Below are 15,221 nucleotides of genomic sequence, written 5' to 3'. Positions count from 1 at the left end.
ATTATTGGTCATACTTTACAGAGAGCTTATCATTAATTTCTCCTTTTCTTATAGCCTCAAAGATCATGGTTACAGATTCCTGTGGTAACACTATAAGGACATCAAACTGTGAGCCAACCTCTTCAACATGTAAAGTTGATCTAAATGCTAAGATTATTTCATCCCCTATATTATACTTCTCAAAAATTTTCTTTAAAACCTCTTTTCCAGAGCCAGTTATAAACTCTGGAGGAGTCATGGTTAGAGAGGTTTTCATAAAGTTTGCAAAAGAATCAACATAGGCAGAAATTAAAATATTACAGATCTCATTTATAGCTGATATTTTCATCTCATCCATTTCATCACTATCTGATTCCATTCCCATGCCTAACAACATAGCTTTAGCCAACTTAATAGCATCTTCTTCAGAGAATATTAATATCCCTGACCCTTTTATATCTCCAGAAAAGTCTATTTTAGTAAAGATTCTCTTCTCATCTCCATACTCTTCCATAATCTCTGATGGGGTTATTAGCCTAACATTAAAAACCTTGAGACATGATTTATAACCTGTCATATCTGAGATAAATCTCATGGCCTTCTCAGAAGCAAACTTACCAACTTCTTCAATTTTTGATAAGTTCTCTAAATCTATCTTCCCTTTACTTTCTCCATTCCCTAAGGTATCTTCAATAATATTTTTCACAATGATCTCCCAAGACTTTGGTGAGATTTCAACTTTTCCATATTTCATAATCAACCCCATTACAAAATAGAAAGATTTATACTTAAGAAGATTTATTATTATGCTATATAAAAAATTTTATTCATCAGGGAACAATTTATTAAGCTCTTCTATAACCTTCTGAGCTTGGAATGGCTTAACTATGTAACCATCAGCTCCAGCTTCAAGGGCTTCAATAACCTTCTTCTCTTGGTCAATGGAGGTACACATAACTATTTTTACATTTGGTAAGATCTTCTTTATCTCTCTTGTTGCAGTAATCCCATCCATCTCTGGCATAACTATATCCATAGTTATTAAATCTGGCTGAAGCTCTTTAGCTTTTTCTATTGCCTCTTTTCCATTTGAAGCTTCTCCTACAACAACAAACTTACCTGTGGAAGTTAATATCTTCTTTAATATATTTCTCATAAATGCTGAGTCATCAACAACTAAGGTTTTTACTATCTTTGCCATTGAAATCCCTCCTTACTTTTTTAGAAGTTAGAGACTATATAGTTTGTTATTGCTCTACCCTTCTCTGAAAGTTCAACTTCTTTTCTAATTCTTACAAGGGTTAATAAACCTTTCTCTATCAAGTCATCAAGTATCCTTTCAACTTCATCAACATCCATATTTAAAACATTAGGTAGCTCTAATGAAGAGATCCCTGTATATAAAGCCATAAGAATCTCTTGCTCTTCTGGAGTAAGCTTTTCAAGCTCACTCTTTATTTTGTCTCCAGAGAAGGCTTCAGCAGCAAACTCAGAAGCTATTTCATCTTCAGTTTTTGGTAATAGATCTTTAACTACATTCTTGTATTTTGTTAATGTATATATGTACCTTAAAACAAACAACCTTTCCCTTGCTGGGACATATAAGTATGAAGTAATATTCTCATTATTCTTAACCTGCTTTATCTCTAATACTTCCTCCTCTTTGTCATCAACAAGCTTATTCTTTATTCTAATAGATTCTATATTTGTGAATATATTATATGCCTTTGGCTTTCCATCCTTGATAACAACAACAGCAAGGAGATCAGCACTTATTAATGAGGATTTTCTTTTAACAAATATAAACTTACCATCCTCCCATTTTACATTTGGATCTAAGGTTCCTCCCTTAATTGCAGCATATTGGATTTTACAGGGTTTCTTATCTAAGAGAACATGGAAGACATGGTTTAAAAATATCTCTATTGGCTTTCTTCCATATATTGATGTTTCTGGAGCAAAACCAACCATTGTTTTGTCTGAGTTTGGTAACTTATAGACTATAGAGGAGTGGTAAGTAATATCTTCTAAAGAAGCCTTAGCAACTTCTATAGCTCTCCTTGGTAACTCAGCTCCAACATCTTCAACATATTGGATTTCAACATTAATTTTTCTATTTGGGAAAATAAATTCAAAGTGATCCTCATATAATATAATTTCTAACTTCTCCCATTTTAGAGCAGGATTTTTCATAGTATATTGGTTTAATAATATTCCCTTTCCATTGAACCTTGCTATCTCCTTAGGTTTTGATGGCATCACTCTCAACCTCTTTTTAATATTTATCAAATAATTCTCTAATTAATTTTCTTGACTTCTTTGCTATAAATAAGCAATATTCATCTCCTTTAGCTATACACTTTTCTTCAAACACATCTACAATAAACTCTTTATTATATATACTTTCTAAGCATCCTGAGATAACACCACTGGCAATACAACAAACAGGCTCAGAAGATACATAATTTTTAGCTTCTTTATTATCCCTTATTATAACTTTAATATCTTTATCATCCTTTATAATTTCTACCTCTCCAAACTCTTCCTTAATAAGCTCTTCCATCTCTTCATAACTTTTGATATTACATTTTAAAGCATAGTTTTTTCCTATCTCATAAAAAATTTTATTTGAATTTGTTCCAAAGTACATATCCCTTAGGTGATCCTTTATATATGCCATAAGACTAATTCTATTTTCAAAGCTAAAAGATTCAATCTCCTCTTTAATAATTTCTTTCTCTTCTTCATAGATTTCTTCATATTTTATTTCATCAACCACTTCCTTCAATTCAGGACAAGCTTCTAAGATTAAGTCATATAATCTTTTCCCTTCAGTGAGTTTTAAAACCTCTTTAATTAATTCTTTATTGTTTTTGTATCTTTCTAATAAGTTCCTTATCATTGTTAATTTAATACCCATAAATTTAGCTTTATTATCAATAATCTCCAACATCCTAACGATTCGTGTTGCGCTAACACTCATTCAAATCACACTTATTAAATAATTTAATTGACATAACACTATAAACGTTGGAAAAAGCTGCTTATTATTTTAAATAAGTTTTTGTAATAATTGTAAAGCTTTGTTATATAAAAAGTTTTATAATTTAAGGTGGGAAGGATTATGAAATTTATATTTATAACTGGTGGAGTTATTTCCTCTTTAGGAAAGGGGATAACAGCAGCATCTATTGGAAGATTGCTGAAATCAAGAGGGTTTAAAGTGAATATGATAAAGATAGATCCCTACTTACAAATAGATGCTGGAACCATGTCTCCCTATGAGCATGGTGAAGTGTTTGTAACTGAAGATGGTGGAGAGACAGATCTTGACTTGGGACATTATGAAAGATTTATAGATGAGAATTTAACAAGGGATAATAATATAACAACAGGAAAAATTTATTGGAATGTTCTTACAAAGGAGAGAAGAGGAGAGTATTTAGGAAAAACTGTTCAAGTTATTCCTCATATAACAAATGAAATTAAGGATTGGATCAAGAGGTTGGGAAAGGGTTATGATGTTACAATTGTTGAGATTGGTGGAACTGTTGGAGACATTGAGAGCTTACCCTTCTTAGAGGCTATTAGACAGATGAAGAAGGATTTGGGGAAAGAGAATACTTTATATATCCATGTCTCTCTCCTTCCCTACATAAGAGCTGCTGGAGAGCTGAAGACTAAGCCAACCCAGCATAGTGTTAAGGAGTTAAGGAGTATTGGGATACAGCCAGATATCTTAATATGTAGAACAGAACTACCAATAAATGATAAGATTAGGGAAAAATTGGCTTTATTTTGTGATGTAGATAAAGAGGCTGTAATAGAGGCAAGAGATGCAAGAACTATTTATGAAGTCCCTTTAAACTTAGAAAAGGAAGGTTTGGGGAAGTTAATAACTAAAAAGTTAAACCTTGAAGATAGGAAGCCAAACTTAGAAGACTGGAGGAGGTTTGTTGATAGAGTTATAAACCCAATGAATGAAATAACAATAGGGATAGTGGGAAAGTATGTTGAGCTTAGGGATGCTTATCTAAGTATTATTGAAGCTCTTATACATGCTGGGGCTAAGAATGATACAAGAGTTAATATAAATTGGATACATGCTGAACACTTGGAGAGAGAGGATTATAGGGAAATCTTGGATAAGTATAGAGAAGAGAATAAATTAGATGGAATATTAGTTCCTGGAGGGTTTGGAGAGAGAGGGGTAGAGGGGAAGATAAATGCTATAAGATATGCAAGAGAAAATAACATTCCTTTCTTAGGCATCTGTATGGGGCTACAGTGTGCTGTTATTGAATTTGCAAGGAATGTCTGTAACTTAGAAGGGGCTAATTCAACAGAGTTTGATCCAGAGACTAAGCATCCTGTTATTGACCTACTTCCAGAACAAAAGGAAGTTAAGGAGAAAGGAGGAACAATGAGGTTAGGGGCTTATAAAGCTATTTTAAAAGAGGGAACATTGGTTCATAAACTCTATGGGAGAAAGGAGGTTTATGAGAGACATAGGCATAGATATGAGGTTAATCCAGAGTATCATGAAATATTGGAGAAGCATGGCTTAATCATCTCTGGAACCTCTCCTGATGGTAGGTTAGTTGAGTTCATTGAGCTAAACAATGATTACTTTGTAGCTACTCAGGCACATCCTGAGTTCAAGTCAAGGCCTAATAAGCCACATCCTCTATTTGATGGCTTAGTTAAAGCATGCCTAAGGAGAGGGAAAGAATGAGTAGTGACTTTTTCTTTTTTATCCTCTTCTTTCTCCTCTTCTTATATCCTGAATTTTCCATGAGAATTAGAGTGATGAAGAGGTTAAGGTGTATAAGGGAAATTGAAAAGGAGAGGAAGAGTAGGGTTATTGCTCTTATACATAGGCAAGAGATACTAAGCTTATTTGGAATTCCAATATATAGGTATATAACTATAGAGGATAGTGAAGAGATCTTAAGAGCTATAAGGTTAACCCCTGACAATATGCCAATAGATTTAATTATACATACTCCAGGAGGGATAGCCTTAGCTGCAGAGCAGATAGCTTTAGCATTGAAGGAGCATAAGGCAGAGACAAGGGTTATAATTCCACACTATGCCATGAGTGGAGGAACATTAATAGCTTTAGCTGCTGATAAGATAATTATGGATAAAAATGCTGTCCTTGGCCCAGTTGATCCTCAACTCGGCCAATATCCAGCAGCTTCTATTATAGAGACTTACTACAAAAAAGGAGAGAAGGTTTCAGATGAATTTTTAGTTCTCTATGATGTTGCTAAGAAAGCTATAAAGCAGATGGAAGATTTTGTTTATGAGCTGTTAAAAGATAAGTATGGAGAAGAGAAGGCTAAAGAGTTGGCTAAGATCTTAACAGAGGGAAGATGGACACATGACTATCCTCTAACTGTTAGTAAGTTAAAAGAGCTTGGGCTGGAAATAGATACTAATGTTCCTAAGAAGGTTTATAAGCTCTTAGAACTTTATCCACAGGCTGGAAGAAATAGGCCATCTGTTTATTACATCCCAACACCTTACAAGAAGAAAGAGGAATAAGATGAGAGCTTTAAAGCTAATTTTTATACTTTTACTAATTAACTCAGTTTATTCTATAAATGTTAGTGTCAATTTAGATAGCTATGGCTGGATTAAGATTGAGTCTAAAAATAATATCTCTCCCATAATCTCCAACCTTTCCTACTTAGAATTAAATAAGTTTAAAGAAGACTCTAATTATTTTTATTCTTTGAAGGTTCCATTAGATAAAAAGAGGGAAATTTTAACCTTTAACTTTAAAAATCTTAGTAACCTAACTTTAAATGAAGTAAGCTGTGCCAAATTTCTAAAGATTAATGATTATTCTCTAAATGGCTCTATTTTAAGGGTTAAGTATTCTCTCAACCTTCCAATAATTATACTCTGTATAGCACTTTTTCTTATAATGATAGTTTCAACTATATTAATAAGCTTGAAAATTAAGGCTCTCTTTAAATCCAAGCCATTGAGTGTAGAGGAAAAGAGTAAGGTTATAAAAAAATATAACTCTCTATTATTTCTTAACTCTATAGTTATTGCTATTCTTTTCCTACTTTCTTTAATAGTTTGTGATTCTCCTTTACTACTCTCTTACTTCCTAAATATCTCTCCAACTATTATTTTTCCTGCCTTATTTTTAGTGGTGTTCTTAATCGTCTTTATCCCAATCTTTATAAACTTAAAAGAGATAAGCAACTTTTATGATGAAAAGGTTACAGGAAAAGAGTATTTAAAAACCCTTATTGTTTTAATCATAATAGTTCTTCCAATAGTTGGGGTATTTATTTTCTTAATTAGTGGGATGTCAGAAAAGATAATAGAGCCATTTAAGAAAGAGTTCTATAATCTTCCTTTTGTCTTAAGAATTTCATTTTGGATCATCTTCTATTCAATTATCTTTAACATCTACTATAAACTTATTGATCTTCTCTTTAAAAAAGTTGGATTTGTTAAAGTTGAGGAAGCTGATGAAAGAATTAAATCTTGGACCAATGAGCTTAGTAAAAAATTAAATGTCTCTCCTCCTAAGAAAATAGAGGTTATAAAATCTCCAATGGCAAATGCTTATATAAAAGGATTGTTCAGAGAGAGGTTAGTCCTAACCACTAAATTACTTGAATCTTTAAATGAAGATGAAATTAAAGGAATAATTGCCCATGAGTTAGCACATAGGAAGAAGATACATGTTAAAATAGGCTTTCTTGGGAATATAGTTATAACCATTATTATCTTCTCAATCCTCTATTACTTCCTATTAAAGTTTATTACTTCCTATTAAAGTTTAATGTTGAGGAGCCAATATTAATAGTCTTATTTGGTCTTATCTATGTGCTAATAGAGTTAGTTCAAAGCTACTTTATTAGAAAGCTTGAAACTGAAGCTGATCTATTAGCATCTAAAGCTGTTGGAGCTAAAACATATATTAGGGCTTTATGTAAGTTACACTCCTCCAACTATCTCCCTAAGAGCTTTGGATTTTTAAATATGTTTTATAGACACCCTCCATTAGAAAAGAGGCTAAAGAGGATAGCAAAGAAATTTAACATCCCTGAGGAAGAGGTTGAGGAAATTATTGAAAAATATTATAGAAGATAAGAATAGAAATTTAGTAAATTAACTTACTTGAGAATAAATTTAAACCTCTTCTAAACTTTCAATTAAAGTCCCTATAATCTTTTCAATCTCCTTCTCCAGCTCTTCCTTATTAACTTCCTTTTCATGAATAAATTTATTTAAGTCAATTATATAGGTAGTTCTTGCCTTAATATAATTTAAGTCATGATCAATCTTAACCTGCCCAAATAAAGGAACTTTCAACATGTTTTTTAAATCAGTCCCTATCATTTTAATAACTTCCTCTGGCTCAACCAACTCTTTCTTTTTGATCACCTCTAAGGTTAGTAAGGTTTGAGAACCTATAAGCTTGGAGGCTAAGCCATCAACCTTTCTCTCAACTGAAACATTCAACTTATAAATCTTAGAATTTTTGAACTTAAATGTTAAGTTATGGGAGTGTTCTAAAGAGCTAATATTTATAAGATAGCCTCCATTCTTATACATGTATCTTATAAGCTCTCCTACAAAAATCTCATCCTTTGCACTAATTAACTCTTTACTATGTTTAATTTCTCTTAGAATGTTAAACATCTTCATCCCTCTAAGTATGCTGTAAGCTCTTCAATAGCTTTTAAGAAGTTCTTTAGCTTTTCCCAGTCTATGTTAAGATTTTCATCTATGTAGTCATTTATTAGTATATATAAAGTTACACCTACATAGGTGTAGTAATTGTCATAGTCATAAACTATAGAGCCAACACTCCCAAGCCTTGAAGAAAGTATTTCTTTAACTCCAAACTTTAAAAACTTCTCAAGCTTTGAAGGAGCTCCAACAGAGAGCCTTAATAAAGCTCTTGATCCTACAGTTTTAAACTCAGCTAAGCTATGCTCTTTGGGGAAGATATCTAACTTAACCCTAAGCCAACTGTCTAAGTGTTCAAAGGTTAAGCTTTTATATTCATTCATAGTTTTAATTTCAATTAGAACAAAATTGTTATCCAATAGGAGGGTGATCAAAGAGCCTAAAAATGCTTCATCAATGTATCTAATCCTCTCTTCCTCTTCAATAAGTTCCCAACTTCTTTTAACAAGCTCTCTTAACATATAACTCCTCCCTCTTTTTTGGTGGTTACAATGGGAAAAATTAAAGAACTTTTAAGCTTAATTTTCACATTGGAGATAGCTATTTCCTTTATACTCTCAACCTATCATATACATTCTCAAGTTCTTTTTATCTTGGATTATATAGCTATCCTCTACTTCACTTTTGAAACTCTTTACAATTTTTACAAGGCTAAGTGCAAAAAGGAGTTTTTTAAAGATATTTATAATATTATAGATACTATAGTTATTATAGCTTTTGTTCTTTACACCCTAAATATTTTCTACTCAAAGGTTTTAGTTAATTTAAGGCTTATCAACTTGATAAGAATCTTAGTTTTGCTTAGAATTATAAAAATAAGGAAGATAGAGAAGTATCCAGAGGTTATTAACTTTCTAACTCTCTTAATTCTCTGCTTTATATCTTCCTGCTTTATCTGGGTTTTTGAGGGTGAGGTTAATCCAGAAATAAATAACTTCTTTGATGCCTTTTACTTTACAACCATCTCAATAACAACAGTTGGTTATGGAGATATAACCCCAAAAACTGAGGCTGGGAAGTTAATTATTATCTTTTCTGTCCTTTTATTTATCTCAGGGATCATTACATCTATACAGAAGGCTTTAAGAGGAGAAGATGGAAACTCATGAGAAAATTATTGTTGGGATTTTAGCTATATTCTCTATTATCCTCTTAGAATCTTTAATTTTAAGTATTACAGAGCATTGGGATTTTTTCACTGCTTTCTATACAGCAGTTGTAACCATCTCCACAGTTGGTTATGGAGACTACACCCCCAAAACCTTTCTTGGAAAGCTTTCAGTTATCATCTACATCTTTGCTGGAGTTGGGGCTGTAGCTTATACATTAAGTAATGTTGCCAGCTTCTTTATAGAGGGGCATTTTAAAAGATACTTTAGGCTGAAAAGGATGAGAGATAGAATAAAAAAGTTGGAAAATCATTATATTATCTGTGGTTTTGGAAGGCTTGGAAGGATAGTAGCTTATGAGCTTGAGAAGAATAATATTCCTTATATAGTTATAGATAAAGATGAAGAGAAGTTAAAGGAGGAAATAGAAAAAAATCCTAACTTTCTCTGTATCCATGGAGATGCTACTCAGGATGAAACCTTAGAGAAAGCTAAGATAAAGAAGGCTAAAGGTTTAATAACTGTTGTGGGCTCAGATGCTGAGAATGTCTTTATAACATTATCAGCCAAAAAATTGAATCCAAATATCTTTATTGTGTCTAAAGCTGATGCTCCATCTACATTAGACAAGTTAATAAAGGCTGGAGCTGATAGAGCTGTCTGCCCCTACACTGTTGGAGGAATGGAAATAGCAAGGTTGGCAATATCTCCTGAGATTGTTGAGTTTATCCATTCATTAGTGGCTACAAAGGAAGACATGGAAATTAGAAGATTTGAAGTTAAAAATAAAGAGTTAGATGGAGTCTCTATAAAAGATTCCAAGATTAGAGAGAAAACTGGAGCTACTATACTGGTGGTTGTAAAGGATGGAAAATATATAACCAACCCTCCACCTGAGTTAAAGCTGAATGTTGGAGATATTATTTATGCATTTGGAACCTGTGAGCAGTTGGATAAGTTAAAGAAATACTTAGGGGAGTAATCCATGGATGAAGTTGAAGAGTTAGAAAAAAAATTAAAGCCAAGAGGAGAGGTTTCAATAATTGGCTGTGGAAGGTTGGGGGTTAGAGTAGCCTTCAACCTCTTAGAGGTTCATAGAGGAGGGGCTGAAAAGGTTTATCTCTTTGACTCAGCAAAGATTGAGGAGAATGATATTGTTCATAGAAGACTTGGAGGAAAGGTTGGAGAGTATAAGGTTGATCTTGTTAAAAGATTCTTTGGAGAGAGGGCTGAAGTCTATAGGACTAATATAAATAAAGATAACTTACACCTTATTAAGGGAGATGTTGTTATCATTTGCATAGCTGGAGGAAATACAATACCAATAACAAGAGAGATAGTAAATTATTGTCATGAGAGGGGAATTAAAACTATAGGCTCAAATGGTGTCTTTGGAATAGAGGAGAAGGTTTACATTGATGATAGCCAATACACTAAGGGGCCTGCTAAGCTGTTAGGTGTTAAAAACCACACTGTTGTGGGAACAAGAAAGTTTATTAAAGATGGGGAACCAATAACCCCTTATACATTAGATGAGATAGCCAAAAAAATGGTTATTCTCTGCTTAAAATATCTTTATTATGGTTAAAATTATGCTACCACAGAGGGAAGCTCTTAAAGTAATTAGGAAGTATATCCCTATTTATGATGGAGATAATGAAGAGAAGCTAAAAGTGAGAATCTTAGAGGAGATAAAGAAATTTTTAGTGAAAACTGAAGATGGAACTTTTACATTAAAGGCTGAGGATGAAAATGAAAAGATGCACTCTTCTATGGGATCCTTAAAAGAGGCTATTTATAAGTTTGTTAAACCAACAGAGCTTGAATATAAAAAGAAACCTTTTATCTTAGACCTCTGCTCAGGCTTAACATATAATGCTGTTTCAGCTCTGCACTTTAATAAAGATGCTAAGATACACATGGTAGAGATCTGTGAGGAAGTTCTCTTCCTATCTCTATTCTTGGAGATTCCATTTAAAGAGCATGAGATAGTTAAAGATAAGATAAGGGAATATTTTTTAAATAAGCTTGGTTATTCATACAAAAGTAAATATAAAAACATTATTTTGGATGTTGCTGATGCAAGGAAAATTAACCTTTACAACTATGATATAATTTTTCATGATGCCTTCTCTCCAAAGAGAGATCCTACTCTTTACACATACAACTTTTTAAAAAAGCTCTATAGCCACTTAAATAAAGAGGGAGTTTTAGTTTCCTACTCCTCCTCTATCCCATTTAGAAGAGCTTTAGTTGAATCTAACTATATAATAGTAGAGAGAAAAAGTCCAGAGAGGAAGAGAGGGATAACCTTAGCTTATAAAGAGAAAAGCACTGAGGAGAGAATAAATGAGGTTGATGAGAGATTAATAGCTTTATCTATAAACTCCATCCCATATATAGATAAAAACTTATCATGGAGTAGGGAAAAGATTAAAGAGTATAGAGAGAAAATTAAGAGGGAAATAAAAAATGAATTGATTAAAAAGAATATTTACATACCAACAAAAAAGATTAGAGCTGGGAAAGTTAGTGAGAAGATCTTAAAAATCCAAAAAGAGAGAGGGAATTCAACAGAGATTATAAAGAGGATGTCAGAAGTGATAGGATGGGATTCAATATTGAGGAAGTATCTGAATTAGCAAAGAAAGACTTTGAAAAGGCTTGGATAGAAACTAAGAAGTTGATAAAGGAGAAGAGAATTAATGAGAGGTATCCAAGGATTAAGCTAAGTTATGGAAAACCACATCCTGTTATGGAAACCATTGAAAGATTGAGAGAAGCTTATCTAAGGTTAGGTTTTGAAGAGGTTATAAACCCTATTATTGTTGATGAGCAAGATATCTATAAGCAGTTTGGCCCTGAAGCTATGGCTGTCCTTGACAGATGTTTCTACCTTGCTGGCTTACCAAGGCCAGATGTTGGTTTAGGTAGAGAGAAAATAGAGATTATTGAAGAGTTGGGGGTTAAGTTAAATGAGGAGAAAGCTGAAAGTTTAAGGAGAGTTTTACACAGCTATAAGAAGGGAGCTATAGATGGAGATGACTTAACCTATAAGATAGCTGAAGCTCTAAATATAAGTGATGAGCTCTCCCTAAAAATTTTGGAAAAGGCTTTTCCAGAGTTTAAGGAGCTAAAGCCAGAGAGTAGTAAGCTAACTTTAAGAAGTCACATGACATCAGGATGGTTTATAACACTCAGTAGCCTAATAAAGAATAGAGAATTGCCAATAAAATTATTTTCAATAGATAGATGTTTTAGAAGAGAGCAGAGAGAGGATAAGAGTCATTTAATGAGTTATCACTCAGCTTCTTGTGTTTTGGCTTCTGAGGATGTTAGTGTTGATGATGGAATGGCAATAGCTGAAGCTCTCTTAGAACAGTTTGGCTTTAAAAGATTTAAATTTAAGCCTGATGAGAAGAGGAGTAAATACTACACTCCAGAGACTCAGACTGAGGTTTATGCCTATCATCCAAAGCTTGGCTGGTTGGAAGTGGCTACCTTTGGAATCTATTCTCCAGTGGCATTGGCAAACTATAGGATAGATGTCCCTGTGTTAAACCTTGGTTTAGGAGTTGAGAGGTTAGCCATGATATTGTATAACTATGAAGATGTTAGAGCAATGGTTTATCCTCAATTTTATAGGCAAAGGTTGAGTGATAGAGAGTTGGCTAAGGAGATAAAGGTTGATAATGTCCCAGTGTTAGATGAGCTATATAACTTAACCAATAAATTGATTGATGAAGCTATAAGAAATAAGGATAAGGAGAGTCCAGTATCTATAGTGATTAAGGAGAATATTGAGTTTAATAGTGTTGAGAGGGAAATAACAGTAGAGTTATTTGAAAAAGAAGAAAATAAAAGATTGTTGGGACCATCAGCATTAAATGAGGTTTATGTTTATGATGGCTCAATATATGGAGTTCCTAAGAGCTTAGAGGGTGTTAAGGAGGAATATAAGGAGTTAATAAGTAAGATATTGGCTGATGGAGTTAGTACAGGGATAAGATATATTGATGGAATTATGTTTAAGCTAACTTCTAAGATTGAAGAGGCTCTACTCTCTAACATAGAAGAGTTCAATTTTAGAGTAACCATAGTTAGAGGATTAAGTGATATAAACTTAAAGATTAGTGACTTAGCCTTAAAACAAATTATGGGTGAGAATAAGGTTATAGATGTTAGGGGGCCTGTATTCTTAAATGCTAAGGTGTACATAAGATGAAAGCCCTAATCATGGCTGGTGGAAAAGGGGGGAGGTTAGGATATGTTGAAAAACCCTTAATAATAATAAAAAATAAATTTTTAATTGATCTCATCTTAGATGAAGTGAAAAAATCAGAAGTTGAAGACTTTTATATAGCTGTTTCTCCCTACACTCCTGAAACTAAAAGATATTTAGAGAAGGGTTATAAAGATAAGATAATAGAGACTCCTGGGAATGGGTTTATAGAGGATATAAATTATTGTTTTAAATTTTTTGATGATCCTTTTTTAGTCATTCCCTCAGATATTTATGGCTTAACCTATAAAATAATAAATAAAATTATTAGTAGCTTTTCTAATGAATATGAAGCTTTAACAGTGCTTAACTACAACAAGCCTATAGGGTTAAATATAGTGTCACCAAAAGATGGTTATCAAAAAGAGAAGATTTTAAATATTTATGAAGATATTGTTAATTTAAACACTCCTGAAGACTTAAAAAAGGTTGGTGGAAAGATATGGAAAAGATGCCCTGGAGAATTTTGGAGGGAAAAAAGATAATTGGAAGCTTGGGTAGTATTATTGGTGAAGTTGTAGATCTAATCTTCAATGATGAAGATGGGAAGTTAGTATTTATTGAAGTAAAACCAGTTGAAGGAAGTATCTTAGATATTGAGGAAGGGAAGAATGTTCTAATTCCATATAAGTTGGTTAATTCTATAAAGGATGTTGTAGTCATAAATGAAGAGCTCTTAGAGGGGGAGGGAATAAAGACTAAGGTAGTTAAAGTAATAAAAGACTAAGAGGGATGGCTTTGGAATTTACTAAGATGCATGCCCTTGGGAATGACTATATTGTGATTAATGAATTTGATGGAGAGAAGGTTAAAAATAAAGAAGAGTTTTCTAAGAAGGTTTGTAGGAGGAGATTCTCCATTGGGGCTGATGGAGTTATCTTTATTCAAAAGCCAAGCTCTAATAACTATGATGTTAAATTTAGAATCTTTAATAGTGATGGTTCTGAGGCAGAGATGTGTGGGAATGGAATTAGATGTTTTTCCAAGTATGTCTATGAGAGAATTTTAAAAAAGAATCCTCTAAAGGTTGAAACCAAAGCTGGATTAAGGGTTTGTGAGCTTGAAGTTGAAGATGATAGGGTTAAGAAGATAAGGGTTTATATGGGAAAGCCTTCATTTAAATGTAAAGATATTCCAGTGAAGAGTGAGAAGGAAGAGTTTATAAATGAAAGGGCTGAGCTAAAAAATCCCTATTTGAAAGAGGTTAATATAACAGCTGTAAGTGTTGGAAACCCACATGCCATTATCTTTGTAGATGACTTAGAGAAGATTAGAGAGCATTTAGATGTAATTGGAAGTGAAATAGAAAATCTTCCAATATTCCCAGAGAGAATAAATGTTCATTTTGTTAAAGTTTTAAATGATAAAGAGATTAAGATACTAACCTGGGAAAGGGGAGTTGGCTATACTATGGCATGTGGTACTGGAGCAACAGCTTCAGCAGTTGTTTCCAATAGATTAGGATTTACAAAAGATAAGGTTTTGGTTCACTTAGATGGTGGAGACTTGGAAATAGAGATTAAAGATGATGGAGCTTATATGAAAGGAGATGCTGTAATGGTTTATGATGGGGTTATGTTTAGGGAAGCTTATGAGGGTTAAGGTTTTAAGACTTGGACATAGGGGAGATAGGGATAGAAGAGTCTCTACCCATGTGGCATTAACAGCCAGAGCCTTGGGAGCTGAGGAAATTATTTTTACTGAAGAAGATGAGCATGTAAGGAAAAGTGTTGAGAAAATTGTGAAAAACTGGGGAGGAGATTTTAAATTTAGGGTTGTCAAGAATTGGAGAAGCTATATAAAAGATTTTAAGAAGGATGGAATTGTTGTTCATCTAACCATGTATGGGGAGAGAATTGATAAAGCCATTGAGAAAATAAAAAAATTTGACAATATATTGGTTATTGTTGGTGCTGAGAAAGTGCCAAGAGAGGTTTATGAGTTAGCTGACTTTAATGTTTCTATTGGCAATCAGCCACATTCTGAGATAGCAGCTTTAGCTATTTTTTTAGATAGATTATTTGAAGGAAAGACACTATATAGAGAGTTTGAAAATGCTAAAATAAAAGTGATTCCTTCTGAAAAAGGGAAAAATGTTGTCATGAAAAAGGACTAAATACTTA

At 32.9% G+C, this 15,221-nt stretch carries 19 protein-coding genes; 13 read left to right on the top strand and 6 right to left on the bottom strand.

The genetic code is table 11. The annotated features are described in order from the left end of the window. Position 1 precedes the first annotated feature (1 nt). The 4 genes from METIN_RS01230 to METIN_RS01215 form a co-directional block, all read right to left on the bottom strand. On the bottom strand, positions 2–733 hold the full coding sequence (locus METIN_RS01230; RefSeq protein ID WP_048203285.1) for a chemotaxis protein CheC: 732 nt from the start codon (positions 731–733) through the stop codon (positions 2–4). A gap of 69 nt (positions 734–802) precedes the next feature. After that, complete coding sequence (locus METIN_RS01225; RefSeq protein WP_013099663.1) at positions 803–1,180, bottom strand: response regulator; 378 nt, start codon at positions 1,178–1,180, stop codon at positions 803–805. A 20-nt stretch (positions 1,181–1,200) separates the two neighbouring features. Continuing rightward, a complete protein-coding gene (locus METIN_RS01220; RefSeq protein ID WP_013099662.1) occupies positions 1,201–2,238 on the bottom strand; it encodes a CheF family chemotaxis protein in 1,038 nt (345 codons plus the stop codon). A gap of 16 nt (positions 2,239–2,254) precedes the next feature. After that, complete coding sequence (locus METIN_RS01215; protein ID WP_013099661.1) at positions 2,255–2,962, bottom strand: V4R domain-containing protein; 708 nt, start codon at positions 2,960–2,962, stop codon at positions 2,255–2,257. 141 nt (positions 2,963–3,103) lie between these two features. Here METIN_RS01215 and pyrG point away from each other — a divergent pair, with 141 nt between their 5' ends. The 4 genes from pyrG to METIN_RS07785 are packed head-to-tail and all read left to right on the top strand — an operon-like array spanning position 3,104 to position 7,104. Beyond that, positions 3,104–4,714: a glutamine hydrolyzing CTP synthase gene (pyrG, locus tag METIN_RS01210; protein WP_013099660.1), complete on the top strand. Its 1,611-nt coding sequence runs from the start codon at positions 3,104–3,106 to the stop codon at positions 4,712–4,714. Further along, positions 4,711–5,529: an SDH family Clp fold serine proteinase gene (locus METIN_RS01205; RefSeq protein ID WP_013099659.1), complete on the top strand. Its 819-nt coding sequence runs from the start codon at positions 4,711–4,713 to the stop codon at positions 5,527–5,529. The genes pyrG and METIN_RS01205 overlap by 4 nt, the downstream gene beginning before the upstream one ends. A gap of 1 nt (position 5,530) precedes the next feature. Continuing rightward, positions 5,531–6,787 (top strand): M56 family metallopeptidase, encoded by a 1,257-nt coding sequence (locus METIN_RS07790; protein WP_048203284.1) that lies wholly within the window; start codon positions 5,531–5,533, stop codon positions 6,785–6,787. Further along, positions 6,763–7,104 (top strand): M48 family metalloprotease, encoded by a 342-nt coding sequence (locus METIN_RS07785; protein WP_083771757.1) that lies wholly within the window; start codon positions 6,763–6,765, stop codon positions 7,102–7,104. Before METIN_RS07790 ends, METIN_RS07785 begins: the two co-directional genes overlap by 25 nt. A gap of 39 nt (positions 7,105–7,143) precedes the next feature. Here the strand turns inward: METIN_RS07785 and METIN_RS01190 are convergent, their stop codons facing one another. Further along, the gene (locus tag METIN_RS01190; protein ID WP_013099658.1) at positions 7,144–7,656 is read right to left on the bottom strand and encodes a hypothetical protein; all 513 of its coding nucleotides are present in this window, start codon (positions 7,654–7,656) and stop codon (positions 7,144–7,146) included. Between the two features lie 2 nt (positions 7,657–7,658). After that, positions 7,659–8,168: a hypothetical protein gene (locus METIN_RS01185; RefSeq protein WP_013099657.1), complete on the bottom strand. Its 510-nt coding sequence runs from the start codon at positions 8,166–8,168 to the stop codon at positions 7,659–7,661. Between the two features lie 30 nt (positions 8,169–8,198). Between METIN_RS01185 and mvp the strand changes: the two genes are divergently transcribed. From mvp to METIN_RS01140, 9 genes are read left to right on the top strand one after another with little or no spacing between them, the layout of a single operon-like run. Next, positions 8,199–8,816 (top strand): hyperpolarization-activated voltage-gated potassium channel, encoded by a 618-nt coding sequence (gene mvp, locus METIN_RS01180; RefSeq protein ID WP_013099656.1) that lies wholly within the window; start codon positions 8,199–8,201, stop codon positions 8,814–8,816. After that, on the top strand, positions 8,803–9,798 hold the full coding sequence (locus tag METIN_RS01175) for a potassium channel family protein (RefSeq protein WP_013099655.1): 996 nt from the start codon (positions 8,803–8,805) through the stop codon (positions 9,796–9,798). The genes mvp and METIN_RS01175 overlap by 14 nt, the downstream gene beginning before the upstream one ends. Before the next feature lie 3 nt (positions 9,799–9,801). After that, positions 9,802–10,404 carry a ThiF family adenylyltransferase gene (locus METIN_RS01170; RefSeq protein WP_013099654.1) on the top strand — a complete coding sequence of 201 codons (603 nt, stop codon included), beginning with the start codon at positions 9,802–9,804 and terminating at the stop codon, positions 10,402–10,404. A gap of 4 nt (positions 10,405–10,408) precedes the next feature. Then, positions 10,409–11,458: an MnmC family methyltransferase gene (locus tag METIN_RS01165; RefSeq protein WP_048203279.1), complete on the top strand. Its 1,050-nt coding sequence runs from the start codon at positions 10,409–10,411 to the stop codon at positions 11,456–11,458. Then, positions 11,425–13,041: an O-phosphoserine--tRNA ligase gene (gene sepS, locus METIN_RS01160; protein ID WP_013099652.1), complete on the top strand. Its 1,617-nt coding sequence runs from the start codon at positions 11,425–11,427 to the stop codon at positions 13,039–13,041. The genes METIN_RS01165 and sepS overlap by 34 nt, the downstream gene beginning before the upstream one ends. Next, on the top strand, positions 13,038–13,583 hold the full coding sequence (locus METIN_RS01155; protein WP_013099651.1) for an NTP transferase domain-containing protein: 546 nt from the start codon (positions 13,038–13,040) through the stop codon (positions 13,581–13,583). Before sepS ends, METIN_RS01155 begins: the two co-directional genes overlap by 4 nt. Then, positions 13,541–13,825, top strand: coding sequence for a PRC-barrel domain-containing protein (locus METIN_RS01150; protein ID WP_013099650.1), 285 nt, complete (start codon positions 13,541–13,543; stop codon positions 13,823–13,825). The genes METIN_RS01155 and METIN_RS01150 overlap by 43 nt, the downstream gene beginning before the upstream one ends. A gap of 11 nt (positions 13,826–13,836) precedes the next feature. Then, entirely contained in the window at positions 13,837–14,700 is an 864-nt protein-coding gene (gene dapF, locus METIN_RS01145; RefSeq protein WP_048203277.1) for a diaminopimelate epimerase, read from the top strand. Further along, entirely contained in the window at positions 14,690–15,214 is a 525-nt protein-coding gene (locus tag METIN_RS01140) for a tRNA (cytidine(56)-2'-O)-methyltransferase (RefSeq protein WP_013099648.1), read from the top strand. The genes dapF and METIN_RS01140 overlap by 11 nt, the downstream gene beginning before the upstream one ends. The last annotated feature ends 7 nt before the right edge of the window (positions 15,215–15,221 follow it).

Source organism: Methanocaldococcus infernus ME (assembly GCF_000092305.1).
GTDB lineage: Archaea > AGJL01 > Methanococci > Methanococcales > Methanocaldococcaceae > Methanocaldococcus > Methanocaldococcus infernus.
Note: the sequence above shows the minus strand (reverse complement) of the source record. Positions and strands in the feature narration are given on the sequence as shown.